Below are 25,265 nucleotides of genomic sequence, written 5' to 3' on the forward strand. Positions count from 1 at the left end.
TCAGAACTTCACTCGCACGCCGAGGCTATAGAACCGCCCGATCACGCCATTCATCGCATAGGTCGGGTTGTAGTTGATCGCCGCATAGTTGATGGGATCCAGTGGCGCCTTCCTGTCGAAGATATTCATCACCGATGCATTCACGGAGAGCTTCGGCGTGAAGTCGTAGCTACCCGTCAGATCCACATCCGTAAACGACGACATATGGCAGCTGGCCGGGAAGTCGGCACCCGTGAGCGTATTGGTCGAGAAGCATCCGCTCGTGATGTCCGGCACCGTGAACTTCAGTCCGCTCGTGTAGTAAGCCGTTGCGGTAACCGTCGCTTTGCCGAAGCTGACGCTGTTGGCCCACGAACCGCGATAGCGCGGCGTGCCCGCTCCAGAGGACAGCTGGTACGGACCATGCGTGCCGACAAACTGCAGTTCCGTTCCGTCCTGCAGGATCAGCTTCCAGCTCAGGATCTTCGTGAGCTGGATTTCGCTGGTGAAATGCACGTTCTCGCTGAAGTCGAAATTACCCTTCAGGTCCAGGTCGATACCTTCGGTTTTCAGCGCGTTCTGGTTTACATACGGCGCCGCCACGATCAACGGACGCGGAAGCGCGGTGGGTGCCGCGGGATCGGGACCGTCGACGGTAATCGACGAACCGGCCGGCAGTGGCAGACCTGCATAGTAGGCGTCGAGTATCGCGTTGGAACTCTGTTGCGCGATAACCCCGGTCTTCTTGATCGCGTAATAGTCCAGCGATGCCGACAGTTGCGGAATCGGCTGGTACAGGATGCCGAAGGTGTAGCTCTTCGATCGTTCCGGCTTGATGTTCGGATTCGCGGAAGTCAGGAAGGCAAGGCCGTACGGCTGCACGTAACCGCTATTTCCGTGCTGGTTCTGGAAATCCGCCGGCGGCGTGTACAACGTGAAACCTTCGGCCGCGCTCGATCCGTTTTCCGCGAAGCTCGGCGCGCGGAAGCCTTTCGAGAAGGTGCCGCGGAACGCCAGTTCCTCGATCGGTTTCCACTTGAAGCCGATCTTCGGCGAGAAGTTATTGCCGAAGTCGGAGTAATGGTCGAAACGTCCGGACAGATCGACCTCCAGCGATTCCAGGAATGGCGCGTCGATCTCGGCGTAGACGCCAGACACCGTACGCTTACCCCGGGTATGCGCAATACCCAGTCCCTGCGCCGCAAGATTCGGATTCAGGTCCGGATCGTCCTGCGCCTCGCGACGGATATCGATACCCGTCGCCAGACCCAGCTGACCGCCTTTCAGATCCATCAACGAACGCGACAGACGGAAGTCGATCGATTGCAGGTCGCTCGTCGAGGTTTTTTTCAAGGGAGGCGCCAGTGCGGCGATCAACGCCTGACTATTCGCGGACGGGTTGAGGAAGTTGTACGTCCCGTTCGTTACCGCGGATATCAGTTGATTGTAGTTGAGGAAGCCGAAATTGGTGACATCGAGCGACGTATGGTTGAGCACCAGCGCGGTGTCGTAGTTCCATTCGCCGAACGTGCCGGTCAGGCCGCCGACCAGACGGAAGTTATGGTTATCGTTCACGGCGCCGCCCAGTATTCCCGGGAAGCCGTAGTTGATGAGCGCTGCGTTGCCGGCCGCCGCAAACGGATTATTCGGATTCAGCGAGCCATCGGGCAACGTGGCCGGCAGCGCAATGGTATTGGTGTTGTTCGGCGTGCCCGCCTGGATCTGCGCGGGAAGACCGGACACCGTCGTCTTCGTCTCGTAGTAGCTGGCCCCGATATAGGCCTGCATGTTGTCCGACACCTTCAGGGTAAAGCGGCCGTAGACGCCGCGTCGATCGATGCTCGGCGCGATATCGCTATACAGCTGATTGACATTCTGGGAGCAGTAACTGCCCGGGTTGTTGGGATCCCCGGTCACCAGCGTGGTGCCGTTGGGACCGCACGGCCCCAGGGGCTGGGCAACCGCCCCCGTGTTCGGGACGCCGCTGGTTACATCACCGGGTCGCGACAGCTGGCCGGGCGTCACGGTGCCGACCGTGGAGCCGAGATTCAGCGACGGCTGACCGGCAATGAGGTTATTGCCGCCGATCCGCGACAGGTCCACGGTGTTGTACGGAAAGCCACGTTGCCGCACACGGATATCGTCGTCCTTCTGGTATTCGACACTGACATAGGCGTTATAGCCATCCTTGTTCAGATCGCCGCCGCCGAACAGCACGCTCGCACGCTTCTGCGTACCGCCGCCATGCTGTGACGTACCGACGCTCGCCGAGGCTTCCGCCCCTTGATAGCCCGGTTTCAGGATGATGTTCACCACACCGGCAATGGCATCGGCGCCATACAGCGACGATGCGCCGTCTTTCAGTACGTCGATGCGCTCGATGGCGTTTGTCGGAATGGTGTTCAGATCGACGAACGAACGCTGCCCATCGTCGGCCAGCGCGTAACTGGCCGCGCGGCGGCCATCGATCAGCACGAGAGTCGAGTTCACGGTTAGACCGCGCAGGGCAACACCCGACGAACCGGCCGCGAAACCGGCGGTAAACGACGTGGGAATCGATCCGCTGTTGTCCGCCGATACCGCGCGGATAACGTCCGAAATAGTCGTCAGACCGCTCTTGCGGATCATATCCGCCGTAATGACGGTCACGGGCGACGGCGTTTCAACATCGATGCGAGGGAGCGCCGAGCCGGTAACGGTGATGGTCTGCAGTTCGGTGGTCCCTTTCTGGTCCTGTGGGGCAGGAGCCGGAGGCGGCGCGGACTGCGCGAAGCTTGCAACACTCGTGCAGGCGATAGCGAAAGCGATGGCCGTTGCGAGGGAATGGCGACGATATGCCCGTAATGGGAATCGGACCCGTAGCGGGGAGCAGGTTTTCATGAGCGATCTCCGGAGCCTGTCAGGGGAGTTAAGGCGACTGGTGATCTCAAGGAGTGCCGGCACGCGCGTACGTCCGTTATGCCTTGTGGCACGGACGCGACATCGGTGGGCGTTATGAAGTCATTAGCACTCCAGAGCAAAGGCGACCCGACACTCCGCGCCGTATCGTCATTGTCCGAAAGGCCATGCCCTCCCGCATGACCTGCGTGCCCGAATGAACCGACAACATTTCATTCACGGCAGCGCAGCAAAGACGCTACGCCGAATTCACGAACCGCACAATCCACGAAATGTGAAATTCCGCGAAAACGCTCTGGCACGAACTATGCTCTCCCGGCGTGTTCGTACCTGGCCGTATTTACGGCTTTCGCAACGGCGTGAGCAGCGAGCGCAGACCGTTGTGGTCAAGCTCGTGCATCAGGGCCAGAAGCCGACCCAGATCGCCCGGAGGAAATCCTTCGCGGGCGAACCACGCAAGATAAGGCCCGGGAAGGTCCGCCACGGGCATGCCCTTGTGCTTGCCATAGGGCATGGTCAAGGTGGCGAGGCGTTTGAGGTCGTCGGGTTTGAGTGAGATATCTTCCATGGCGCGAAGCATAACGTGCAATCAGCCAGCGCCGGGATCGAAACCTTCGCGATCGACCATCATGCGCCGTGCCGCTTCGACACCCTTCCCCAGACCTTCCGCGCAGGCATCCGCTTCCGATTCGTGCAAGGCAATACAGGATTTTTCGAGCACCTCGTCGCCATCTTCGCGTATGACGTATTTGCCGCGCCATCGTCCCGGCTTGGCCATGTAACAGGTGCCTTCCACGTCGAAATAACCGATCTTTCGATGCGTCATGATTTTCACTGCGGGGACTGTGGCCCCCCATGCTAACCATCGGCGATAAATATCGCGTGTAGCGCTCAGAGCAATCCGCTGACGGGACGCTTCGCGTTCGACTCGAACTCGCGCCAGATACCATCGGCGCCTTCGACGGATACAAGCACGCGCACGCCTCGCTGCGCACCGATCAGTTTCGACTGCGCGACGGCGTAGGCAATAGCTGCCACGCGCGTCGCGAAGTTTTCCATGGGCACGCCATTCAACTGGACATGCCAAAGACCGGCCAGGTCCGGATTGAACGGAATATCGTAGATCGCAAGACTCATGATCAGGCGTTACTCCACCGAGCCGGTAGAACCAACAGTCGCCGGGGCGACGAATGCCGGGGGCTCCCCGTCATTCGCGACCCGCAAGGTTAACGCTTTCGCCGATGGAGGAACAACGCGGTTCCGAGATCCCGGATTTTCACGCCGTCCTAACGTCCCATGTCAGCGCGGCTGCTCGAAACTGCCGGGACTGCGATCCGTCGCCCGCCAGTCGGGCGTGCGATGCCGGGATGCATCGATGAGGCCCAGTTTCAGCCGGTCGAGCTGGAAATCGGTCGTGTAGACCGGCGTTCCCGGCTGCTGCCGCCAGGACTCGTCCAGCGTCCCCGAATCCACCCCGTCGAACCCCAGCGCCTCGACCAGCTTGAGGACCGTCGCCTTTGCATTGGCGTCGTCGCCCGCCACGGGGAGTGCCACGCGATCGCGCGCACCCGACGGCCGCCCCAGCTTCAACAGATGATCGGCATAGATATTGTTGAACGCCTTGATAACAGGACGCCCGATCTGGCTGGATACCCATCGGCTTTCCGTCATGCCTTGCTCGATGCCATCGATGCGGCCATCTCGCTGGCGCGGGTAGTAATTGCCGGTATCGACCACGACGACATGTTCGCCGACGCCGGCGAAAAGATCGCCGGGTAGATCCGGTACGCGATGCTGGGGAATGGTGACGATCACGACATCGCCCGCACGCGCGGCCTCCTGCGCCGTGACCGCCCTTGCCCCTGTTTCCGCGGCAAGGGATTCCAGCGTATCCGGCCCGCGTGAATTGGCGACGAATACGTCATGGCCAAGTTCGCGGAAACGCTTCGTCAATGTCGAACCAATGTTTCCCGCACCGATAATGCCGATCTTCATTCGAACCTCCAGATGCGATGTGTGGACACGCCACCATGGCGCAGTCCTTTCCCGGCCATTCTTTAGCCAACGTCGTGAATTCAAGGCGAGCGAGGTATGACGTCGCGTCGCGGACGGCCCCGGCGGCGACGCTGCGGTGCAGGCGGCGGCAGCTCCTCCGGCACGAAATCGATAGCGACGAGTTCGAGCCGCCGCTCCGCCGGGAGCCCGAACTCGAAGTAGACGGGCGGCGCGTCGGGGCATGCCATCGTCACCGGGTCCGTAAGACCGTATGCGTCGGTATAGCGCCAGTCTTCTCCGCCTTCGCTACGCGGTACGACATACGAGGTATCGGGAACCGGAAGGCCACTGACCGCGTGCGAGACCCTGAAGCGAAGAACGGGCGGCAAGGCGGCAGCCCCCTGCAGACGACGCTCCGCGATGCAGGCCATGGATCGCGCGCGCGGGCGGATGACGTCCGCCGGGTAGCTATAGCGCCAGAGACTGCTCATGACCCATGCGCCACAGGAAGTGCGGTCGCCATGAACGGCAAAGCGCGGCTCGTCGCCGATGGACGGCAATCCCGTTTCGACGATGGACGCGATCGTGCCGCAAGCGTCGCAGATGACCTTGTCGCCGATCCGCGCCACGGCCAGACCGTAGAGGCGCGCGACCGGACAACCGGAGATCACCCGCCCGCCATGCGTGGTGATGTCGCCGACCACGACGATGGGCCGGCTCATCGGTCGTCCTTTGTCCGGGGGCGCACGCGCCCGGATATTTCCGAGTGTCGGTCCACTGAATGGTTCCTCCATGAACCCTTGCATCGTGGCCGCGTCATCCGACGCGGCCTCCTTTTGCCATTAAATCGGCATCGCAGCCCTCTGGATATACGATTGTTCTGAATTACGACGCGCAATAAATCTGGCAAAGCCCAACTTAACGTGCGGGCGGAACGCCATCGCGGATGACCCGCGAGAAATCGTCGCCGACTGCCGACCCTCGCGCCCGGTCGGTGATACGCCCCTGACGGCGCCATTCGTCGACCGAAAGTCGCGGATCGAGCGTGCCGTTGTTGTGCAGGTATTCGGGAAGGTAACCCGTGAGAAGGAGCCGCAGGTCCATGGGCAGGCCCGGATCGATACGGCGCGCCATGCGATAGACGATGGTCGTGCAGTTCGAGGTGATCGTGTTGTAGAAACGCGGCGTCGTCGTCAGTTCGTTCGCGGCGTTCACGTAAGACAGGAACAGCGAACGCATGCCCTCGCGAGGCATGCTCAACGGAAACAGGTAATCGTCCTCATCCCGTACATTGGTCCGCACACGAACGATGTCGCGTTCGTCCGCCGCGATCAGCACAAGCTCGAACTGCTTGAAGAACCCGCCGATCTCTGAGAAGGCTTCGCCACGTTCGCGCCGGATTTCCATCGAAAAAACGACGTGCCTGCCGTCGGAAAAACCGAACGAGATCATGGCATGGGCAATGGCCTTGCTGCCCCAGTACGAAAGGATGGCATCCGCGGACACCAGTTGGTCCAGATCGTAGGTTCGCGTGTCCCAGCGCTCGTCGAAATCGTCGTCGGTACGCCAGTTGAAGTCGCGGACATTGACCAGGGTGACGCGACTCCCATCCACCGACCCGTGCAGCAAATGCGCTACGTCGGGCGACCATACCCGGTCGTTGGAAGGCCGGATGCTCGTCCACCATACGACCAGCAGGAGCAGCAACCCCGCGTACGCAAGCACCGGCCACCAGGCGCGCCTTGTCACTGTCAGTGCAAGCACCGCGATGACCGCCAGCGCCCAGATCGCACTACCGGTCCAGCGCGCCGCCTGGCCGCCGGGAAGCTGGTACCAGAGCGCGAACCCGCCCCATACCCCCGAAACGAATACGACGACACCCGTAAGCGCCCCAAGGACCGTCCGGATCAGCATCCCTCGTTTTCTCATTCCCACACCCGCATCGCGACCCCGACGGCCTTGAAGGCAAGCGTCGGGGTTCGCTGCGCATAACGCAATGGGCTATCGATCAGACGCCCTTCAGCACTTCTACCTTGTACTCGGCTCCCTTGGGACCGTTCTCGATAATCAGACCGTGCACGTCCGATTCGAATCCCGGGAAACGCTCGTTCTGCGCGCGAGCGATACGCAGCGATTCGATAATCGCGTCGTTTTTTCCGCCAAAACGCTCGCCCGGCATGATCGTCGGAATCCCTGGCGGATAGGGGACCAGCATCGTTGCCGCGACGCGCCCGCTGAGTTCGTCGATCGGGGCACGCTCGATCTCGCCCTTCACCAGCCGATCGTAAGCTTCGGCGGGAATCAGCACAGGTTCGGGAAGTCCGACGTACATCTTCTGCATGATCTCCGCCACCTTGTACTCGACGTTGAAGGCATGCAGCCGGTCGCACAGATCGCGCAAGCCGACATCGCCATAGGTCAACGGATAGTCCGCCACCAGCGACGGCAATGCATTCAGCAATGGCTCGTTGCGGTCGTAGAGTTCCTTGAAGGCCAGCAATTCGGTGGCCAGCGTGCTCCATTTGCCCTTCGTGACACCCATCGAGAACAGCAGCAGGAACGAATACAGGTTGGTCTTCTCGACCGTTAGCCCACGCGACCACAGGAATTTCGTGACGATAGCAGCAGGGATGCCACCCTTCTTCGTCGATCTGCCGTCCATGCCGAGACCCGGCGTAAGGATGGTGACCTTGATGGGGTCGATCATCATGTAGTCGCGTGGAAGATCGCCGAAGCCGTGCCATGCGGCCTTCGGCGCCAGACGCCAGTCGGCCTGCTTCGTGGTGACCGGTAGCGCGGCCCGTTCGCCCAGCCGCAGTTTTTTCTCCAGACCATCCGGCTGCCAGACCCTGAACCACCAGTCCCGCTGGGACAGGCCGTCGCCGATGTGCAGCATCGCGCGCCGGAACGACACGGCCTCGTCGTGCGTTTCCTGCACCAGCGAACGTCCCGCCCTGCCCTCCATCATGCGCGCCGCAATGTCGCAGGCGGCGATCACGCCATAGTGCGGCGACGTCGTGGTGTGCATCATGAAAGCTTCGTTGAAACGAGCGACGTCCAGACTGCGATGGCGGCCGTTGCGCGCATGGATCATCGATGCCTGAGAGAAAGCCGCCAGCAGCTTATGTGTCGAATGCGTGGTGAAAATCACGGGATCCTGTTCGCGCGCCTTACCCTTCGCCATGCCGTAGTGATTGTCGTACAGCTCGTGGAAGGCCGCATACGCGTACCAGGCCTCGTCGAAGTGCAGGTAATCCACACCGCCGCCGATGTCGGCGGCGATACGCTCGGCGTTGTAACAAAGCCCGTCGTAGGTCGAATTGGTCACGACCGCAATGCGCGGTTTCTTCGGATTTTTCGCCTTGCTCGCCAAAGGATGCGAAGCGATCTTCTTCGCCATCGCCTTCGGTTCGAACTGATCGAGACTGATGGGTCCGATGATGCCGTGCGCGTTGCGGCTGGGTGTGAAGTACACCGGGACCGCACCCGTCATGATCAGCGAATGCAACAGCGACTTATGGCAATTCCGGTCGACGAATACCACGTCTCCACGCGCCACTGTGCCATGCCAGACGATCTTGTTCGAGGTAGACGTGCCATTGGTCACGAAGAACGTATGGTCGGCGCCGAAGGTGCGGGCCGCCTCGTCTTCCGCCTGCTTGATCGGACCGGTGTGATCCAGCAGCGAACCCAGCTCCGGCACGGAAATCGACAAATCACTTCGCAACGTGTTTTCCCCGTAGAACTGATGCAACGCGCGACCCACCGCCGACTTGGTGAATGCCACGCCGCCACCATGACCTGGCGTATGCCAGGAATAGTTCGACTGGGCCGTATGCTGGATCAGCGCCTTGAAGAACGGCGGTAACAATTTGCCCATGTAATCGTCGGCGGCACGCATGACCTGGCGTGCGATGAAGTTCTTGGTGTCTTCGTAAAGGAAGACGAAGCTGTGCACACGCCCGAGCAATTTGGCCGGAATCTGCTCGATCGTCCGGCGTTCGCCATACAGAAACACCGGAAGATCCCCGCGACGAGCCGACTGGTCGTCCAGGAATCGAAGCAGGTCGTCGAACTGATCGGGCCCCTCTTCTCCTCCATCGATGGAAATGAGCACGGCCGACGCGGCGATATACGTGCGGGCGGCCGCCTGCGCGTCGCCCATCGTCAAACCGCTCAGGACGCGCTGTCCGTGCGTAGCCAGCTCGTCCGCGAGCGCTCGTATCAGAATGCCGTTGATGCGCGGCGACTCGTAATCGTCGTCGATGATGACGATAGGGTAATCAAGTGCGTTGAAGTACATAGCCAGACTCCGTAGGGGGATAAGTCAGGGTGTCTTGACGAGGCGCGCGCGCTGCCGGCGCTGCTCGCTGAAGAAGGGATAGAAGACGGTGATGAACAGCATGAACAGGAATGCGTAGCTCACCAGATTGCCGTCCGTACCGAAAATGGCCCACAGGCAATACACGACGGCGATGCTGGTCAGCACCCAGTAAAAGCCCGTATGCGTCGTTGAATGGGATTCCTCGACCGCGAAATAGCAAGCGACCGACGAGTAGATATACGGAAGCAACGTAAGGACAACGGCGGCCTGCGTGATCAGCTCGAACTGCTGCGACGCGCTCGGCGACGAGGCCGTGACGACGACAATCAGCGACATCAGCACGCCGACGATGACCAGGCCCATGACCGGCGTATCGTGCTTGTCGGTCTTGCTGAAAATCTTCGGAAACAGCCCGTCGTCGCCAGCGGCCTTCGCACTCAGCGCCGTCAGCAATATCCAGCCGCCCAGCGATCCACCCGCGCCAAGTGCGGCGCAGAGGCTGACGATGCCGCCACCCCACTGTCCGAGTGCCACCTGAGCCGCAAGGGCGAACGGCGCATCGGCGACCTGAAGCTGATCGTTCGGAATCATGCCCATGATCACAGCCGAACTCAGGATGTAAACCACGGCCGCCAGCGCGACTCCCGCGATGGTCGCGATCGCCACGTTTTTCTCGGGATCCTTCACGACAGCCGCCGACACCGATGCCGACTCGACGCCGATGAACGCCCAGAGCGTGAGCGATGCAGCACTGGAAATCGCTTCGAAATCGCCCTTGCCGGACACGTTGTGCGCGCCAGCGAAGATATCGGCACGGAACCAGAACCATCCGAACAGCGCGATACCGAAAAGCGGTACGAGCGCGAACGATGTCGTGATGGACTGAATTCGGGTGACGACGTTCGCGCCGAGAATATTGGCGAAGGTAAACACCCAGATCAGCACCAGCACGACGATGGTGCGCATGCCCGCTTCCCGGAGCGAGGGAACGAAATAGCTGAAATAACCCACCGCCGCCACGGGCAACGCCACATTGCCTATCCAGTTGGCGAACCAGTAGATCGTGTTCGTCTGGAAACCCATATAGGGACCGAAGGCGTCCCGCGCATACGCATAAGGACCGCCCGCCTTCGGCGCCAGCCGTCCCAGCTTGGCGAAGACGAAGGCGAGAAGCAGCGAACCTATCGTGGTCACCGCCCAGCCCCACATCGAAATCGTACCGATGCGCGCGAGACTTCCCGGCAGAAGGAACACCCCCGACCCCATCATGTTGCCGCCGACCAGGAAGGTCGCCGCCACCACGCCTATCTTGCGTTGCCCGCTTGCCATGACATGCTCCCTATCGATGATGAGAACCGGCCTTCCCCCGATAACCCGGCCTATTTGACGAAGCTGTACTGCAAAGAACCCTGCACACGCGTGTCGTTGGCCGTACTGCCGTCCTGCTGACGCAACCTTCCGTGCAGCACCTCGACACCCATCGTCCAGGTAGGTGCGGGGCTCCAGATAAGATTGGCAGCGGCATAGTTGCTGTCTCGGAATGCGTTGCTCGCGAGCAGGTTGCTACCGGCCGTGCGCGCCATGCCGTACACGGCACTGGAGCGCCAGTTCTTGCTCCAGTAGTGCGTATAGGCACCGTATCCGCCCCAGGTTTTCAGGGCCTTCAACTGCCCGTCGGCACCCACGACGGCGTCGAGACCCGACCCACTGGTATCGGAAAGGTAACGTGCGATGCCCTTGCCCCAAGCGCCACTGAACATCAGCAGATCGTCGCCGAACGTGGCCAGCGCGCCGGCCAGCGCCACACCGCCGGCCATCGTGTAATCGCCACGTCCGTCGCGCGCATAGCCCAGCCGGCGTACCACCGCGCTGGCCTGGACATGTCCCCATGCGCGCTCGATCCGACCCGCCAGAACGACATCCGGAACGCGCGTGGTGCCGGTGACGGGATGGTCCACGTCCGGCACCGCCACTTCCGAACTGGGGCGCTCGGCGGAAATCGTGATGCTATTGCCCTGGCTCAGCTCGAAGGCCTGGTGGATACCTGGCTGCAGCAAGAACATCTGTCCGCCGGGCCCGGCGAAATCGAGCGTGTCGGGCAGTGCATCGGCATCCATGAAAGAGGAGTAGCCGTAGCCGGCGTAGGTATTGCCGATCTGGCCGAAGGCCTGGCGCAGGTGGAACTGGTAGGCGTCGCTGCCACCGCCGAAGAAATCGTTCTCGAGATAGAAACGCAGATTGCCGTAGTCCGTCGGCCTGCGTGCCTCGAAGCTGAAACGCGTCTGCCGCGCATGCATGTTGAAATTCGCATTACCGGCATTCGGATCGCCGATGGGGAACGTCGCGGGAATGAATTGCTCCCGGTTACCGGCATCGTGCGTGTCGTAGATGGCATCCAGTTTTGCGTAGCCACCGATGCGTATCATCGTCTCGGTGCCGGGAATGGGGATGAACCCCTTCAGTTCGGGATCGTTCGGCGGCGGCCGGTTGTCGATGCGGGAAGCGCCCGTGGCGTTGTCCGAAACGCTTTGTTGTTCCGGCAGACGGGATTGTTCGATACCCAGCGCAATGGCCGGTTTCTGTGCTGGGGACACGGACATGACGGCAGGCGGCGGCGGAACCCCGGTCGGTGGCCTTGCCGGCGCGGGTACCGTCGTCGCAGCCGACTGCGATTGCGCGCTGCGCTGATTGGCCTCGACACTATCCAGGCGTGCCTGCAATGCGCGCACCGTTTCGCGGAGACTTTCCACCTCTTCTTTCAGCGCCTTCGTATCGTCCTGCGCCACGGCTCCTGTCGAGGCGAGCAGCCCAACGACCATCGCGCATACCAGCAGCCCCTTTCGCATAGCGCACTCCGTTTCGCCAGCGAGGGCGGTTATTGAAGATTGCGTTACAACATGGTGCGCATTACGTCGTCGAGGCTAAACGCTCGTGCCTGAAAAATACAAGCAACTGCGGCAAATTGCGCCATATCCGTCAAGATACCGGAACACACTTTGCATTTTTAATGCATGGAATGCGTGAAATGCATTACCGATGATAAGGTGCCTTCGCTCGTCCCGGCATTCCTATCGAGGTATTACCGATGACCGATCGCCCGGTGCGCAAGATGGGACTGCTCGCGACCACGATGCTGGTCGCCGGGAACATGATAGGCACCGGTGTTTTCCTGCTCCCGGCCAATCTCGCCAGCGTCGGCAGCATCTCGATCTTCGGCTGGGTCGTGGCCACGGTGGGCGCCATGGCGCTTGGCCTCGTATTCGCCCGGCTTGGCCATTTAGACCCCCAACAGGGTGGCCCTTACGCGTATGCGCGCGACACCTTCGGTTATTACATAGGATTTACCAGTAATTATGCTTACTGGTTCGGCAACTGGATCGGCAATGTCGCCATTGCGTTGGTGGTAACGGGTTATTTGTCCGAACTGGTTCCGGGTCTTGAAGGTCCCATGGCTCGCGCCGTTTTTACGCTAGCCGTGATCTGGATTCTGAGTTTCGCCAATGCACGCGGTGCCTCATGGATCGGGCACCTGGAAACATGGACGTTGTCGCTCGCGCTTGTCCCCATTCTGTTTATCGCGATCGGTGGCTGGTACTGGTTCGACCGCGACCTGTTCCTTCGCGGATGGAATGTCAGCGGACAAAGCGACTTCTCCGCGGTGTCGAGCGCCGCATCCATGGCCCTATGGGCGTTCATGGGCGTGGAGAGCGCCGCGGTGTCCGCGGGCGTCGTCGATAACCCCAGACGGACCATCCCCCTGGCAACCCTGTTCGGCCTGGCGATCTCGGCTGTGGTCTATGTCAGCTGCTCGACGGTCATCATGGGCATGCTGCCCATGGACACGCTGCGCACTTCATCGGCGCCCTTCGCCGAAGCCGGTCGTCTGATGATCGGACCATGGGGTGTCGTCATGGTCGGCGTATGCGCGGTACTGAAGTCCACCGGAGCACTCGGCGGCTGGATGCTGCTGGTCGGCCAGTCCGCCAAGGCCGCGGCCGACGACGGGCTGTTTCCGTCGATTTTCGCGCGAATGAATCGCCACGGCATGCCAGGTGCGGGCCTTTACGTCGTCGCCGCACTGATGACAGCCATGCTGCTGCTTACGATGTCGCCGACCCTGGCAGGCCAGTTCCGGACCCTGACCGGCATCGCCGTACTGCTGGCGATCCTGCCCTATCTGTTCTCCGCCGTCACGGTCATCCGCTTCAGCCTTGCACGGCACGAGACGGGCCTGCGCCGGATCGGTAGTTACGCCATCGGCTGCGTCGCCAGCATCTATTGCCTTTGGGCCATACTTGGCGCCAGTCCGGTACAGGTCATGCAGGCCGTCGTCTTCGTCCTGCTCTCCGCCCCGATCTATCCTTTCTTCATGCGACACACAGAGAAATAGCAGCACGCGCCTATGTTCCAGCCACGATTTTTTCTGCTGCTCGCCCTCACCCTCGCCTCCACCGCCTGCAATATCAATATGGTGGGGATTCGCCATGTCGCACCGCGCGACTACGTCAACGAGCGGCGCTCGGATGTCCTGAGTACCCGGCGCCTCAGTGACAGCACTATCCAGACGCTCAACGTCGTCGCGCTCTTGCCCGACGACTGCCTGGCCAAACTGGCACCCTGCGAAACGACGATCGAGGGATCGGCCGGGCTCACCGACGAACAGCGCTTTTCCGCGCTGTCGGAGCTGTGGCTGGATGTTGCGGTACGTGCCGACCCGGGTGACGGCAAGCGCGCACTCGACGACCGCGCGCTGGACGCCTATATGCGTTCCGCCCGTTACGCCTACGTCTACCTGTTCCGCACGTCGCGGGCACCCACGGAACGCGCGTTCGAGCTACGCCAGGTACAGGTGATCGATTTCTACAACTTCGCCACGCAGCGCGCGATGACCCGATTCTTCGCGGCCCTGCCGAGTCTGGGCACAGACTGGACGCAAACGGAGTTCGCCGGATGGACGATTCATCGTCCGCGTTCGGATGTCCGGGTGGGCGATGGAAACGGCGTCCCCGCCGAACTGATCGCGGCGTCCGGCCTGCGCTTCGACGGTCTGAGGAATATCTATAAGCGCGATGGCTTCGGCTCCAATTTCGTCGCGGTGGCGGCTCCCGACGCGCCCGATAACACCGTGCCCTGGCGCAATCCGGACTACGCGCCGATCACCGGCACTCTGGAATTCGCGGGCGATACCGCGGCCGCCGTACTCGCCGTGAAAGACGTCAGCATCCTTGCCAGCGATCCCTATCACGACGGAAGCATTACGTTCGGTGGCCAGAAGGTTCCGTTGGCGGCCAACTTCACGGCACCGTACGGCGTATGGCTGGCCCGCTCGGGCTTCGCCAGCCAGTCGATCCGCTCCCTGCTGGGTCGCGAGGGCGGCCTGAAAACGCCGCGCGTTCTTTTGATGCAGCCTTACGACCCGAATCGCATCACCGTGATCATGCTGCACGGGCTGGCCAGCAGCCCCGAGGCCTGGGTCAACGTGGACAACGAGGTCATGGGCGACGACGATCTTCGGCGCACTTACCAGATATGGCAGGTCTACTATCCGACCAACGCGCCGGTCGCCGTGAATCTCGCCAATATCCGCAAGGCGCTGGACGCGACCCTCGCGCATTTCGATCCCACGGGCCAAGCCCGTGCCTCGCACAACATCGTGCTGGTCGGCCATAGCATGGGCGGCGTCATCGCCCGCCTGCTGGTGTCCACCAGCGACGAAAGCCTCTGGAATGTCATACCGCTCCGGCGCGACCTCTCGCCCGAACGCCAGCGCCAGGTACGTGAACGCCTGACGCCCTATCTGCGTTTCTCGCCGATGCCGGGGGTGACGCGTGCCGTCTTCCTTGCCTCGCCGCATCGCGGCACGCCGTACGCCCAGCACCGGATCGCACGCTGGCTGGGCAATCTCATCCGCCTGCCCGCCGACCTGCTGAAAGAGGTGGCCAGCGTATCGGACGCCTGGAACCCGGGTGTCGAAGGCGGCTCTGCCCGTATCCCGAACAGCGTCGACAACCTCAGCGACAAAGATCCGTTCATCCGCGCCACGGCCAGCCTGCCGATCTCGCCGGCCGTCCGCTACCACACGATCGTCGGGGTATATAAGCTGAAAGGACCGCTGGCGGACAGCAGCGATGGCGTCGTGCCCTATGCCAGCGCACATCTGGATGGCGCCGAGTCCGAACTCGCGGTACCGTCATGGCATAGCGTCCAGGAAACGCCGCAGGCCATTCTGGAGCTACGCCGCATCCTCAGGGAACACGCGGCGGCAGTTACGAACTGAACCATCGCGTGGCAAGCATCTGGAGGGCGGGTGGCCATGGTCCTTTTTCCCGCGACACCCATGGCCGTCTTCTTCGACCTGGACGGTGTCCTGTTCGATACCGAAATACTCTATCGGGATGCGCTTCGCGAAACCGCGACAGCGGCGGAAATCGATGTGCCGCTGTCGTTATGCGACCGGATGGTCGGCCTCCACGCGCAGGCGGCACGCATGCTGCTGCGCGAACATGTCGGCAACGACATCGACCTCGACGAGCTATGGAGCGCCGCCGCGGGATGCATCCGGAGGAAACTGGAAACCGAATTGCGCGTCAAAGCCGGTGCCATCGAGCTACTGGATACGCTGGATGAATTCGGCATACCCAGGGCCGTGGTGACCTCGTCCTCGCATATGGTGGCCACGCATCACCTTGAAGCGTCCGGCCTGCGCGATCGCTTCGACGCGGTGGTCGCCTCCGGCGATTGCGAACGCACCAAGCCTTATCCCGATCCTTACCTGCTCGCCGCCCGCATCCTCAACAAGCCACCCCTGTGCTGCCTGGCACTGGAAGACTCGCACCTGGGCGTCCGCTCCTCCGTCGCCGCGGGCGTCCCGACAATCATGGTCCCCGACCTGCTGCCCGCCAATGCGGAAATGCGCCGTATGGCGATCCATGTCGCGAATGATCTGCATGAAGTGAATAAGCGGCTACGCGAGGCCTGCATCATCGCTCACAGCTGACACTGGATCGTCGCGAACGCCCCATCGCCGTGCCGGTAATCCGGCCGGGCTCCGGGGAAGTGCCGGTCCAGCACCCTCAGCCCGATCATTTTCTCCATGCGGAAGAACTTCCAGCCCGTCGTGGCTCCGGAAAGGCTATCGCCTTCGATCTGGTATGCGCTGAGCAGGCCATCGCCTCTTGCATCCACACCGTACGCATGGGGCTCCACGACACGTTCGCTGCCGTCGTAGCTGAAGATGAGCAGCCGGTGCTGCGCTATGGCCAGACAAATGGACATCGCCCGAGCATACGCCTGCCGTGTGGCAGTGGCGCGAAAGCGGGCCCGGCGACCGGAGGCCGGTGCCGGGCCCGGAACGGTCAGGCGTACTGCGCTTCGCCGTTGCCGAAGGACCAGTTTTCCTTCACCACTTCCACCAGACTGATGAACACGTCCTCGCGACGCAGGCCAACCCGTTCATGAAGCCCGTCCGCGACCGCCTTGTAGAAGGCCTTTTTCATGTCCACGGTACGCCCGCCGTTGAGCGTGACCTGGATGAAAACACAGGCATCGGTACGTTCGATGCCCAGATAGGTACGGTCGATCACGAGGTCGCCGGCCGGATGTTCGGTGATAATCTGGAACCGGTCGTTCTCGGGCACGTTGAGCGTGGCGCGCATGGCCTGATAGATGACATCGCCGATGGCATGGCGCTCGTCGCGGGAGCGTCCCGACAGCAGATCGACTCGAACCAGGGGCATGATCGTTTCTCCGTTGGGGGGGGCTTTGGGGGGTCTGCCGATATTACAGACGAACCGGCGACGGCGTCCGCTAATTTTCCCTATAAATTCAGACTTTTCGGAATTTTCGTTTCTTCCGTTGACCCCACGCAACACCCACGCGATCCTCTGCGCATCGCCACACTTCACGTGTCGAACGGTCGCCGGGACTTCCCGGTATCCGCCGCCCGCATGATGCAATCACACACTCTTACATGGACGTCCCGATGAGCGAAAACGACCTGCCCCGCTATACCCTTCCCGACGCGCGCGCGTTGTTCGCGACCACCGGCGTCACCCTGCGCTGTCCGGTCTGCCGGGACAAACGCGACGTCGCGCCTTCCGACCTGCACGACGCAATGACGGTGCGCCTCACTGGCGCGCGCAGCGTCGCCGACCTGCTGGTCGACGCGCAAAGCGTCGACGTCGAAACAGCCACGGTCTCGCGCGCCGCCTACCTTATCCGTGGCCTGCTTGACGAAGCCCTCGACATTTACGCGCAACTCAGCGTCGCGGCGTACCGCTCGGGCGCCGCCGGCGTACGCTGAAGCGGACCGCCCCAGCTCAGCTTCCCGCCGTCTCGACGGCCTGCGCGGCGCGTGCAAGGGCAGCCTGTTCGGCATCGCCCTTGCAATTGCTGCGCGGGCGGCGATTCGACAAACTGCGCTCTGGTCGATGGCGCCTGCCTCCCAGACGGTTCGTGCAAACAGACCATCGACTCACCGGACTCTCGCCATGACTCACCGCGTGCTATTCGTCTGTACCGGAAATTCCGCCCGTAGCGTGCTGGCCGAAGCGACGCTACGCGCATGGGGAGGCTCCCGCTTCGAAGCATTCAGCGCTGGCAGCAAACCTGCCGGAACGATCAATCCCTACGCACTACAAACCCTGGCTGCGGGAGGCATCGCCACGGCGGGGCTACGCAGTAAATCGTGGGACGAGTTTTCCGGCGACGGTGCGCCCGCCATCGATCTCGTCGTCACCGTATGCGACAGCGCGGCCGCGGAAACCTGTCCCGTGTTTTTCGGAGATTTCGTGCGAACGCACTGGGGCCTACCCGACCCCGCCGCCCTCGAAGGCAGCGATGAAGATAAGCAGGCCGCATTCAAACTGGCCCACGCCGTGATCAAGGCGCGCCTGCTTGCCTTCCTTACGTTACCCGCCTCCACATGGGCCGACCGCGAGATGCTGAAGATCGCACTGGACCGCATCGGATTCATTCAGTCCGAGGACGCGGCGCATGTCTGAGGTCGCATCAAAACCAGATGAATATTCCGCTGCGCACGTAAACGCAGGACTGTCGAGTCTCGACGATCCTGCACGACTGCCCTAACGTAGGGTTCTTTGCGGAGCAAAGCGCGATGAACTGGCTTTCCTATCTTGCGTTGCTTGGCGCCATCGTCTTTGAAGTCGTCGGAACGACGTCCCTGAAAGCCAGCGAAGGCTTCAGTAAAACCGCCCCGACCGTCGTATCACTGGCGGCTTATGGCATCGCGTTCTATTTCCTGTCGCTTACGTTGCGGCACATTCCCGTCGCCATCGCTTACGCGATCTGGAGCGGGCTGGGCATCGTGCTGATCGCGGCAGTAGGCTGGATACGATTCGGGCAGAAGCTCGATGCATGGGGATTGACCGGCATCGGGCTGATCCTTGCTGGCGTACTCGTGGTCAACCTGCTTTCGAAGTCAGTGGAACACGGCTGACCGGAGCGGCATCGAGCCAGAGCTTCGCCGCTTCAAGCGGCGAAGCTCCTTCTTTGCACGGATACGATAGCGATGGTGCAGATACCGCGGATGCCATAACAGTACGATCGCCCATCGTTCGTCGCACCAATTCCTCACCGTCATTCCCGCGCAGGCGAGAATCCAGCGCGGTGCGATCGGTTATCGCGATAAAGAATGGTCACCTCTTCACCCCGGCCGATACATCGGAGCCTCGAGGCAAGGCCTCAGCCGGCACCGAACTTTTCGGCGAGTGCGCAGAAATATGATGCTTCAGTGCACGAATATCTGCGCCAACAACGCAAGAACAGCCGGTAACGCCTGAACATACAGAATGCGCCTGCTGGCGGTGATACCGCCCCAGACTCCAGCCACCACGACGCACGCCAGACCGTAGAAGACGAAACCCGTTCCGACGGGTCCACCCAGTACGAGCCCGAGTATCAGGGCCGCTACCAGGAAGCCGTTGTACAGACCCTGGTTAGAGGCAAGCGTGACGGTCTCTTTGGCAAACTGTGGCGTGATGCCAAAGACTTTGGGTCCGCGGCTCTGCCAGAGAAACATCTCCAGCACGACGATATAAACGTGGATCAGGATGACCAGCACGGTCAGGATGGTCGCGAAGATTGCCATCACACCTTAGTTCCTTCTTTCGGATTGACGAGATGGCTGAACCTTGCAATGAGTCCGTTGCCATGCAGCCGAGGATACTCGTTCTAGATACCGTTCTCGATGTACTCGACCCGGCCAATCCAGTTGCGCTTCCTGCGGGCCAGCCGCGACTCTTTCGCTTCGCCATCGAAGCTTCCCGATGTGCGGCGAAGGAGTGTCGGGTCAACATCGTCGAACGCGTTGACGCTTACGACAGCGAATAGCTGACCGTCGATCAGACTGGTTACGACGGGCACTACGCCACATCGGGAACACGTGTGGAATTCCGCGGTGCCGGTGTCGAATACGTATCTGGAAACGAGCCGGGAATCTTCGACGACGACCTTCAGGCTGCTATCCGGATTGGCCGCCCATACGCCACCATGCTTGGTACAGAACGAACAATCGCATACGCGAGCCTGAATTTCGGCTGGATCGGGCTCCCATGTGAGGGAGAACGAGATGTTCCCGCAATGGCATTTACCGTGAATCAGCATGTGTTCGATATCCGCTGGTACGAGCTGTCGCCCTGCTCCCGCCTGATGCCGCAATTCATAACATACTAGCTCCCGATGGCTTCTTTACGGGACAAGAGTCCCTCGAGCAAGGCCAGCAGCAGGTGCATATCGAACAGTGCGGTATAGCCGACGCTGGCATGCGAGCCGTCGCGCAACTGGATACCGATTCTCGATGTCCAAGCCCTGGATATCAGCGATGGAGACTTCCTGTCCAGGAAGGCCGCGCTGCCGTGTCGATAGAACTGGCGGGTCTCGGCCAGATCGCGATAGAGCCACGTCGTCGTTACCCCACCCAGTTCGCTCTGAACGCCATATTCGCCAAGAACCCACTGGCGACGGCGCACGAAAAACCCAAGAGCAATGAGGCCAGCGGCTACGATGGCGCAGCCGATCATGGTCGCATTGACGAGTGCCGCACCTTCAGGCGCCACCTTGCTCCTTATCGCAAACAGCAATGCGGCACAGGTCGCGAACATCAGCCCCAGGATGAGGACGACAACAGAAAGCGCGGATTTATCGCGATGACGACTGACAACGCGCCCGATGGATGACATAAATAATCTGACTGCGATTATGAAGACATAATAAGCACTCGTCAGGCGCCTTTGCCTATAGCGAATACTTGCCGTCGTACCATATCCGAATTCATGTCAGGGAAGACACCCGAATGATCGCTCAGCATTCAAATATGAGAGTCGTTCCGCACGAATTACAGCCTATGCGATCCCTGCCTTTTATCAGGGATGCCATGACAGCCGTATCCGACAGAAATTCGGAATCGCTACACTCCGAGGCAAACAGGAAGACCTCGCTACTTTTGTTCCCGCCAACAAGTATCCGCAGGACCGTCGGCGGATCGCGCTGCCCGTTCGATGCGAGCAAGGGCTTCAGGTGCTCGCAAATCCAGCCCGCACTTTCCGAAAGCGGCTTCTCATAGCAAAGCTGACCTTCGAATTCGACGATCGACATAAGCCTCCGACCAGAAAACCACTAAACCCATACTTTCCTACGGCGAATGCCCAGCTTTTCTGTAACCGACTCTATCTGAAACGAGATGGCCGAGTCCTCGATAGAGATGCAAGCGCAAACGGCATCCCAGAACTCGTCAAGGAAGGACGATGCGAAACATATTCTCCTTTATCCGTCCCTGTAAAAATTCGTTGCTCCGGTAACACGCGCCCTAGTCACCCGGATGTTCATCCACGGATCTTCCCGAACGCTCCGCGATAAGAATCCACGCGCTGATCGCACTAAGCAGCGCAAGCGCGGCGGAAGCCAGCATGACCCATCGGAACCCCGAGACGAACGATACGTCAATCGCATGCCTCATCGTGGAAGTGGCCGAAGCCGGATATCCACCAGGGATAACGATGCCAGCCAGTTTTTGACGCTGTGTTATGACGGACGACACGAGCTCCTTCGGCACGCTTACGGATGCGAGTTCATGACTTAACCTGGCATTGAACGCCCACGTCAGAACGATGCCGAAAATCGCGATCGCCAGCAATCCGGCGGCGCGGGAAACGGCGTTATTGATACCGGAGGCGGTACCCGCCAGTCCCGGTCCAAGGGCATTCATGACCGTGGTAGTCAGCGGCGCTATCGTAACGGTCATACCAAAACCGAGAACGCAAATCGCCGGAAAAAATGTCGTCCAGTATTTGCTGCCGACGGACGGTACGGCGAGCAAGCCGAACCCAAACGCCGCCACGATGGGACCCACGACCAGCGGGAGCCTTGGGCCAAATACGTCCACCAGGGTTCCTGCCCAACGGGACAGGAAGAACATGATCGCTATGAACGGAAGCAGGGCAGCCCCCGCGAACGTGGCACCGTAACCCTGAACCTGGATCAGATTGAGCGGGAGGAAGAACAGGCTTCCCCCTAGCGCGGCATATAGCAATAAGGTCAGGAGATTGGCCCCTGCGAAATTGCGTTCGCGAAAGAGCGACAGCGGCAACATAGGTGCGGCACTACGGCCCTCCACCCAGACGAACAGGACAAGCGCAACGATGCCGATGCAGGCAGCCATCCAGACGGGTGCTGCCAGCCATCCCCGGCTCGGTGCCTCGATAAGCGCGAACACCACACCTGCCAGCCCGATGGTTGCGAGGCAGGCCCCCATCGCGTCGATCGGGCTGCGACCGCCCGAGCCCCGGCTTTCGGGTACTTTCGCCATACAGATCAGCAGCAGCACGATACCTATGGGCACGTTTATCAGAAAGGCCCAGATCCACGAATAGTGCTCGACGAGAAAGCCGCCAATCACCGGTCCGATAGCGGCCGTAATGCCACTGAAAGCGGACCACGTACCGATGGCGGCGCCACGCTCCGACTGAGGGAACGTGGCACTGATGAGTGCCAGACTTCCGGGCACGAGCAGGGCTGCGCCGATACCTTGCACTGCCCGCGCAGCGATCAGCTGACCGACGCCAACGGACAAGGAGCATCCGATCGAGGAAAGTGCGAACAGCGCAATCCCGATCATGAAGATGCGCCGACGCCCGAAACGATCGCCAAGCACGCCTCCCACCAATAGCAGCGATGCCAGGAACAGCGCGTATGACTCGATGACCCATTGCGCATCGGACGTGGTAGCACCAAGGTCCTGTTGAATGGATGGAAGGGCCACATTGACGACCGTGCCATCGATGAATGCCAGGCCCGACCCGAGCACCGCCGCGACAAGCGTCCAGCGGCGCGACGACACGGAGCAAGGCAACGACACGTCGCCGTGAAAAATCGCACCGTCGTCGCAGGGAGGCTTTCCGATCTGGCTCATGACGTCCACGAGATATCGACCTTGCCGAAGCTTACTCCTGCCACGCGAGAACGCATTCGTGGACTAGTACTCTGTCCATACTTCGCTACCATCGGACTCGAACACGAGCTGCCCCGACACGCTGCATATCTCTATGCTTTCCGCTGCCCATCTGGGGTCTAGCGACATGGGCGAGACCGCGCATGCTCGCCATCGGTCGGCTGACTAACCCCTGGTCGTACATGGATAGGCTGATGCAAGAGCCAGGATTGCATACTGGATTTCCTGGAGCGTCAGAAGATCAGGCCGTGACTTCGAGAAATCGACGATGACCTTCGCCACGAGCCAGGTTTTTATTCCCTCATTGGGCAAACAAAAGAATGCGCGCTTCGGATCTTCACGTCGAACAGCCTCGTTGGCATCGGTCAAGCCATCCATGACACCCATGCAATACATGGCGTCCATGTAGTTATCCTTTTGCACCGTCGCCTCGTCTTCATTGAAGCGCACGGCATATGTGCAGCTGCTCACGAGGTCGTGCCCCGTGGGGCCATCAATCATGGGGCGGTTATTTCCATGGGTGTGCGGCAAATGCGAGCATCCCGCTATGCCGAGAACCATCGCAATCGTCATGACTATGACTTTCACTATTGGCAAGTACCCGTGAGTTATTGTTGATGCACCTACTTCGGTCCAGCGGGCTCGGGCCGATCCAGGTACTTCTGCTCATCGTTGAGAAACCCCAAGACATTCGACTGCTCTTCTTGCGTCATCGAGCCCTCGATCATCCTGAACTGAAGACGGCCATCGGCGACTTCCAGAATGGAGACTCGTTCGCCAGATACGATGAAGAGAACATAGCCAGCAGCCAGCACTCGAGAATCGCCCGACTGAGGGAGGATCGACACTCGACTGCACTGCACGGCAACTACCCCTTCAGGGGCATCTGGTGGCAAAACGAATGGTGCCCTTACAGAGGTAACCGATAGAACATGGAGCGATGGGAAGAACGTGGCGTCGACCGTTTTCGATCCCGCGGATTTGACGAGAACAGCGCACTTCTCCGTGCTGGCCTTCGCGCTATGCGTGGCGGCATTCGGTCCACCATGAGCCGACAACGATGCACAAGCGCATGCAAGACATAACAATACCGTCCGGATTCTCACGCGCCCCTCCGTTGATCCAGTTTTTTAAAGTAATGCCGCTTCAGTGGAATTCCTTTCCGTCGGCGCCATAGACTTTCCCCTGACACAGATCCCATATTGCCGTCCCCAAAGCATCGTCATCGCCCATCGGTATGGCGGAGCAGCTCATGGTGCCCGGCGTAGCTGGCGCCGAACTGTACTGTTTCCATAGCACGGCGCGGTGGTCCGCCAGCACCATCCAGTAGATGGGAGCTTTGCCTTCCTCGACCATGACAGCCCCTTGCATGACTTCTGGATTTGTCTCCAACTCGGGCAATTTATGCATCGCCTGCATCTGCTGGACGAACTGTGCGGCGGTTCGGGTCTTGAGTACCGCCGATCCGAAGTCGTCGCTCATACGAAAAACCGTGGACGGGGCTGATTTCATTCGAGCCACCATGGCAGGGGCTGCCTGCACCACCTTCAGTTGTGCGGCTATACGTGCAATATCCTCATCGCCATGAGCGAGTGTGTCTCCCACGAGTGAAAGACGCGTGGTGAGGGAAAAATTGGCGGGACTATCGGGCAACTGGAGGTCGGCATCCATCTGCGGATCCTCCTGCTCGATGGGCATCACCATCGCCGCGTTGCGGATTTTAAAAGTAGCTTCGAGCGTCTTCAGGGCCTTCCCTGCCATGGCTTCAACGCCGAGACGCATGAGAGGTTCGCTGAGCCCCATCTCGACGAGCGTATCCAGATCTTCGAGCCTGGCATTCAGACGCTGCCTGTTGGTTGCTTGTGAGGGAAGCAACGCGAGGGTGGCTCGTGCCATATCGGTGGCATAGGTAACCTGCCCCGCCCCGTTTTTCCATGGAAGCATCAGATACTGCTGCGAAACGCTATGAGCGGAAAGCGTTGAACCATCCGAAAGCACGGCCTCCACAGCAATGTATGGATAGTCGTCGGAGTGAGTTGCATCGAAGCCTTTCGTCATCATTCGGGCCAGAGGGCCAGGTTGACGCAACGAATCTCGCAGGACATCTGTCTTGACTTGAGTACTGGACAGAGCCTCAACCGTATCGGGGGCCGTCAGAATACGGTCGATCGCCTTCTGGACCCTCTGATCGGACAGGCCTATGGCCCGAAGTTCGACCAGGGGTTGTGGCGCCGCTTTCATGGCAGTCACCAGTCGTTCGATTTGTGCGACGGGGACAATTCGTACCGGCAGTACTTCTGTCAAATCCGGTCTGCCATGGCACTCGGAACTGACTGTGCCGCTTAAATGGTACGCGGCACCCTTCCGCTCGATCGTGAGCTCGGTTTTCCGTGGTGTACACGGACTAAATCCGGCCCAGTACGAATGGATGCTGATCCGGGTTGCCTCCGGGTGCGATTGCGCCTGTGCATCGGCGAAGAAAAACCATAGCGCGCAGATCAGGGCAAAACCGCAAATTCGTTTCGCCCGGCTATCGCCGGACACTGACCATCGATTGATGCTTGCGTCCATGGTGTCTCTACGTAGATGGATTATCGAGAAAAG

At 60.6% G+C, this 25,265-nt stretch carries 25 protein-coding genes; 6 read left to right on the top strand and 19 right to left on the bottom strand.

Going from position 1 to position 25,265, the window contains the following annotated elements:
- From EC912_RS08520 to EC912_RS08565, 10 genes are all read right to left on the bottom strand, one after another.
- Positions 1-2,859 carry a TonB-dependent receptor plug domain-containing protein gene (locus EC912_RS08520; RefSeq protein WP_132142942.1) on the bottom strand — a complete coding sequence of 953 codons (2,859 nt, stop codon included), beginning with the start codon at positions 2,857-2,859 and terminating at the stop codon, positions 1-3.
- A 358-nt stretch (positions 2,860-3,217) separates the two neighbouring features.
- Entirely contained in the window at positions 3,218-3,445 is a 228-nt protein-coding gene (locus tag EC912_RS08525) for a DUF3820 family protein (protein WP_132142944.1), read from the bottom strand.
- Positions 3,446-3,466: 21 nt separating this feature from the next.
- Positions 3,467-3,703: a hypothetical protein gene (locus tag EC912_RS08530; protein WP_132142947.1), complete on the bottom strand. Its 237-nt coding sequence runs from the start codon at positions 3,701-3,703 to the stop codon at positions 3,467-3,469.
- A gap of 65 nt (positions 3,704-3,768) precedes the next feature.
- Positions 3,769-4,014 carry a hypothetical protein gene (locus tag EC912_RS08535; RefSeq protein ID WP_132142949.1) on the bottom strand — a complete coding sequence of 82 codons (246 nt, stop codon included), beginning with the start codon at positions 4,012-4,014 and terminating at the stop codon, positions 3,769-3,771.
- Positions 4,015-4,176: 162 nt separating this feature from the next.
- Positions 4,177-4,956, bottom strand: coding sequence for an NADPH-dependent F420 reductase (locus EC912_RS08540; protein WP_279389023.1), 780 nt, complete (start codon positions 4,954-4,956; stop codon positions 4,177-4,179).
- Positions 4,953-5,594: a PAAR domain-containing protein gene (locus EC912_RS19525; RefSeq protein WP_207906804.1), complete on the bottom strand. Its 642-nt coding sequence runs from the start codon at positions 5,592-5,594 to the stop codon at positions 4,953-4,955. Before EC912_RS19525 ends, EC912_RS08540 begins: the two co-directional genes overlap by 4 nt.
- A gap of 196 nt (positions 5,595-5,790) precedes the next feature.
- Positions 5,791-6,786, bottom strand: a complete 996-nt coding sequence (locus EC912_RS08550; protein WP_132142955.1) for a DUF4105 domain-containing protein — start codon at positions 6,784-6,786, stop codon at positions 5,791-5,793.
- A 94-nt stretch (positions 6,787-6,880) separates the two neighbouring features.
- A complete protein-coding gene (locus tag EC912_RS08555) occupies positions 6,881-9,175 on the bottom strand; it encodes an Orn/Lys/Arg decarboxylase N-terminal domain-containing protein (RefSeq protein WP_132142958.1) in 2,295 nt (764 codons plus the stop codon).
- Positions 9,176-9,199: 24 nt separating this feature from the next.
- On the bottom strand, positions 9,200-10,525 hold the full coding sequence (gene adiC / locus EC912_RS08560) for an arginine/agmatine antiporter (protein ID WP_132142960.1): 1,326 nt from the start codon (positions 10,523-10,525) through the stop codon (positions 9,200-9,202).
- Positions 10,526-10,575: 50 nt separating this feature from the next.
- Positions 10,576-12,042, bottom strand: coding sequence for a DcaP family trimeric outer membrane transporter (locus EC912_RS08565; protein WP_132142962.1), 1,467 nt, complete (start codon positions 12,040-12,042; stop codon positions 10,576-10,578).
- 239 nt (positions 12,043-12,281) lie between these two features.
- Here EC912_RS08565 and EC912_RS08570 point away from each other — a divergent pair, with 239 nt between their 5' ends.
- Genes EC912_RS08570 through EC912_RS08580 form a run of 3 tightly spaced genes read left to right on the top strand, consistent with a single transcriptional unit; the run spans position 12,282 to position 16,193 of the window.
- A complete protein-coding gene (locus EC912_RS08570; RefSeq protein WP_132142964.1) occupies positions 12,282-13,586 on the top strand; it encodes an amino acid permease in 1,305 nt (434 codons plus the stop codon).
- 12 nt (positions 13,587-13,598) lie between these two features.
- Positions 13,599-15,473, top strand: a complete 1,875-nt coding sequence (locus tag EC912_RS08575; RefSeq protein ID WP_343136939.1) for an esterase/lipase family protein — start codon at positions 13,599-13,601, stop codon at positions 15,471-15,473.
- 36 nt (positions 15,474-15,509) lie between these two features.
- Positions 15,510-16,193: an HAD family hydrolase gene (locus EC912_RS08580; RefSeq protein WP_132142966.1), complete on the top strand. Its 684-nt coding sequence runs from the start codon at positions 15,510-15,512 to the stop codon at positions 16,191-16,193.
- Here the strand turns inward: EC912_RS08580 and EC912_RS08585 are convergent.
- Together EC912_RS08585 and EC912_RS08590 are read right to left on the bottom strand one after the other, a co-directional pair.
- Positions 16,184-16,471, bottom strand: a complete 288-nt coding sequence (locus EC912_RS08585) for a hypothetical protein (protein WP_132142968.1) — start codon at positions 16,469-16,471, stop codon at positions 16,184-16,186. The two genes, EC912_RS08580 and EC912_RS08585, sit on opposite strands and share 10 nt — an antisense overlap.
- Positions 16,472-16,551: 80 nt before the next feature.
- Entirely contained in the window at positions 16,552-16,932 is a 381-nt protein-coding gene (locus EC912_RS08590; protein ID WP_132142971.1) for a tautomerase family protein, read from the bottom strand.
- A gap of 245 nt (positions 16,933-17,177) precedes the next feature.
- Between EC912_RS08590 and EC912_RS08595 the strand changes: the two genes are divergently transcribed.
- The 3 genes from EC912_RS08595 to EC912_RS08605 all read left to right on the top strand — a co-directional run bounded on the left by EC912_RS08595 (position 17,178) and on the right by EC912_RS08605 (position 18,653).
- Positions 17,178-17,498, top strand: a complete 321-nt coding sequence (locus EC912_RS08595; protein WP_132142973.1) for a hypothetical protein — start codon at positions 17,178-17,180, stop codon at positions 17,496-17,498.
- Between the two features lie 187 nt (positions 17,499-17,685).
- A complete protein-coding gene (locus tag EC912_RS08600; RefSeq protein WP_132142975.1) occupies positions 17,686-18,198 on the top strand; it encodes an arsenate reductase ArsC in 513 nt (170 codons plus the stop codon).
- 113 nt (positions 18,199-18,311) lie between these two features.
- Positions 18,312-18,653, top strand: coding sequence for a DMT family transporter (locus EC912_RS08605; protein WP_132142977.1), 342 nt, complete (start codon positions 18,312-18,314; stop codon positions 18,651-18,653).
- Between the two features lie 291 nt (positions 18,654-18,944).
- Here the strand turns inward: EC912_RS08605 and EC912_RS08610 are convergent, their stop codons facing one another.
- The 7 genes from EC912_RS08610 to EC912_RS08645 all read right to left on the bottom strand — a co-directional run bounded on the left by EC912_RS08610 (position 18,945) and on the right by EC912_RS08645 (position 25,232).
- Positions 18,945-19,304, bottom strand: coding sequence for a DUF1304 domain-containing protein (locus EC912_RS08610; protein ID WP_132143814.1), 360 nt, complete (start codon positions 19,302-19,304; stop codon positions 18,945-18,947).
- Between the two features lie 83 nt (positions 19,305-19,387).
- Positions 19,388-19,819 (bottom strand): GFA family protein, encoded by a 432-nt coding sequence (locus EC912_RS08615; RefSeq protein WP_132142980.1) that lies wholly within the window; start codon positions 19,817-19,819, stop codon positions 19,388-19,390.
- Between the two features lie 65 nt (positions 19,820-19,884).
- On the bottom strand, positions 19,885-20,394 hold the full coding sequence (locus tag EC912_RS08620; protein WP_132142982.1) for a hypothetical protein: 510 nt from the start codon (positions 20,392-20,394) through the stop codon (positions 19,885-19,887).
- A gap of 626 nt (positions 20,395-21,020) precedes the next feature.
- Positions 21,021-22,622, bottom strand: a complete 1,602-nt coding sequence (locus tag EC912_RS08630; protein WP_132142986.1) for an MFS transporter — start codon at positions 22,620-22,622, stop codon at positions 21,021-21,023.
- Positions 22,623-22,826: 204 nt separating this feature from the next.
- Positions 22,827-23,234, bottom strand: coding sequence for a Rap1a/Tai family immunity protein (locus tag EC912_RS08635; protein ID WP_132142988.1), 408 nt, complete (start codon positions 23,232-23,234; stop codon positions 22,827-22,829).
- Between the two features lie 50 nt (positions 23,235-23,284).
- Positions 23,285-23,509 carry a hypothetical protein gene (locus EC912_RS19380; protein ID WP_165973545.1) on the bottom strand — a complete coding sequence of 75 codons (225 nt, stop codon included), beginning with the start codon at positions 23,507-23,509 and terminating at the stop codon, positions 23,285-23,287.
- Between the two features lie 298 nt (positions 23,510-23,807).
- Positions 23,808-25,232: a hypothetical protein gene (locus EC912_RS08645; RefSeq protein ID WP_132142992.1), complete on the bottom strand. Its 1,425-nt coding sequence runs from the start codon at positions 25,230-25,232 to the stop codon at positions 23,808-23,810.
- Positions 25,233-25,265 lie beyond the last annotated feature (33 nt).

The organism is Luteibacter rhizovicinus (genome assembly GCF_004342265.1).
In the GTDB taxonomy this organism is placed as follows: domain Bacteria; phylum Pseudomonadota; class Gammaproteobacteria; order Xanthomonadales; family Rhodanobacteraceae; genus Luteibacter; species Luteibacter rhizovicinus_B.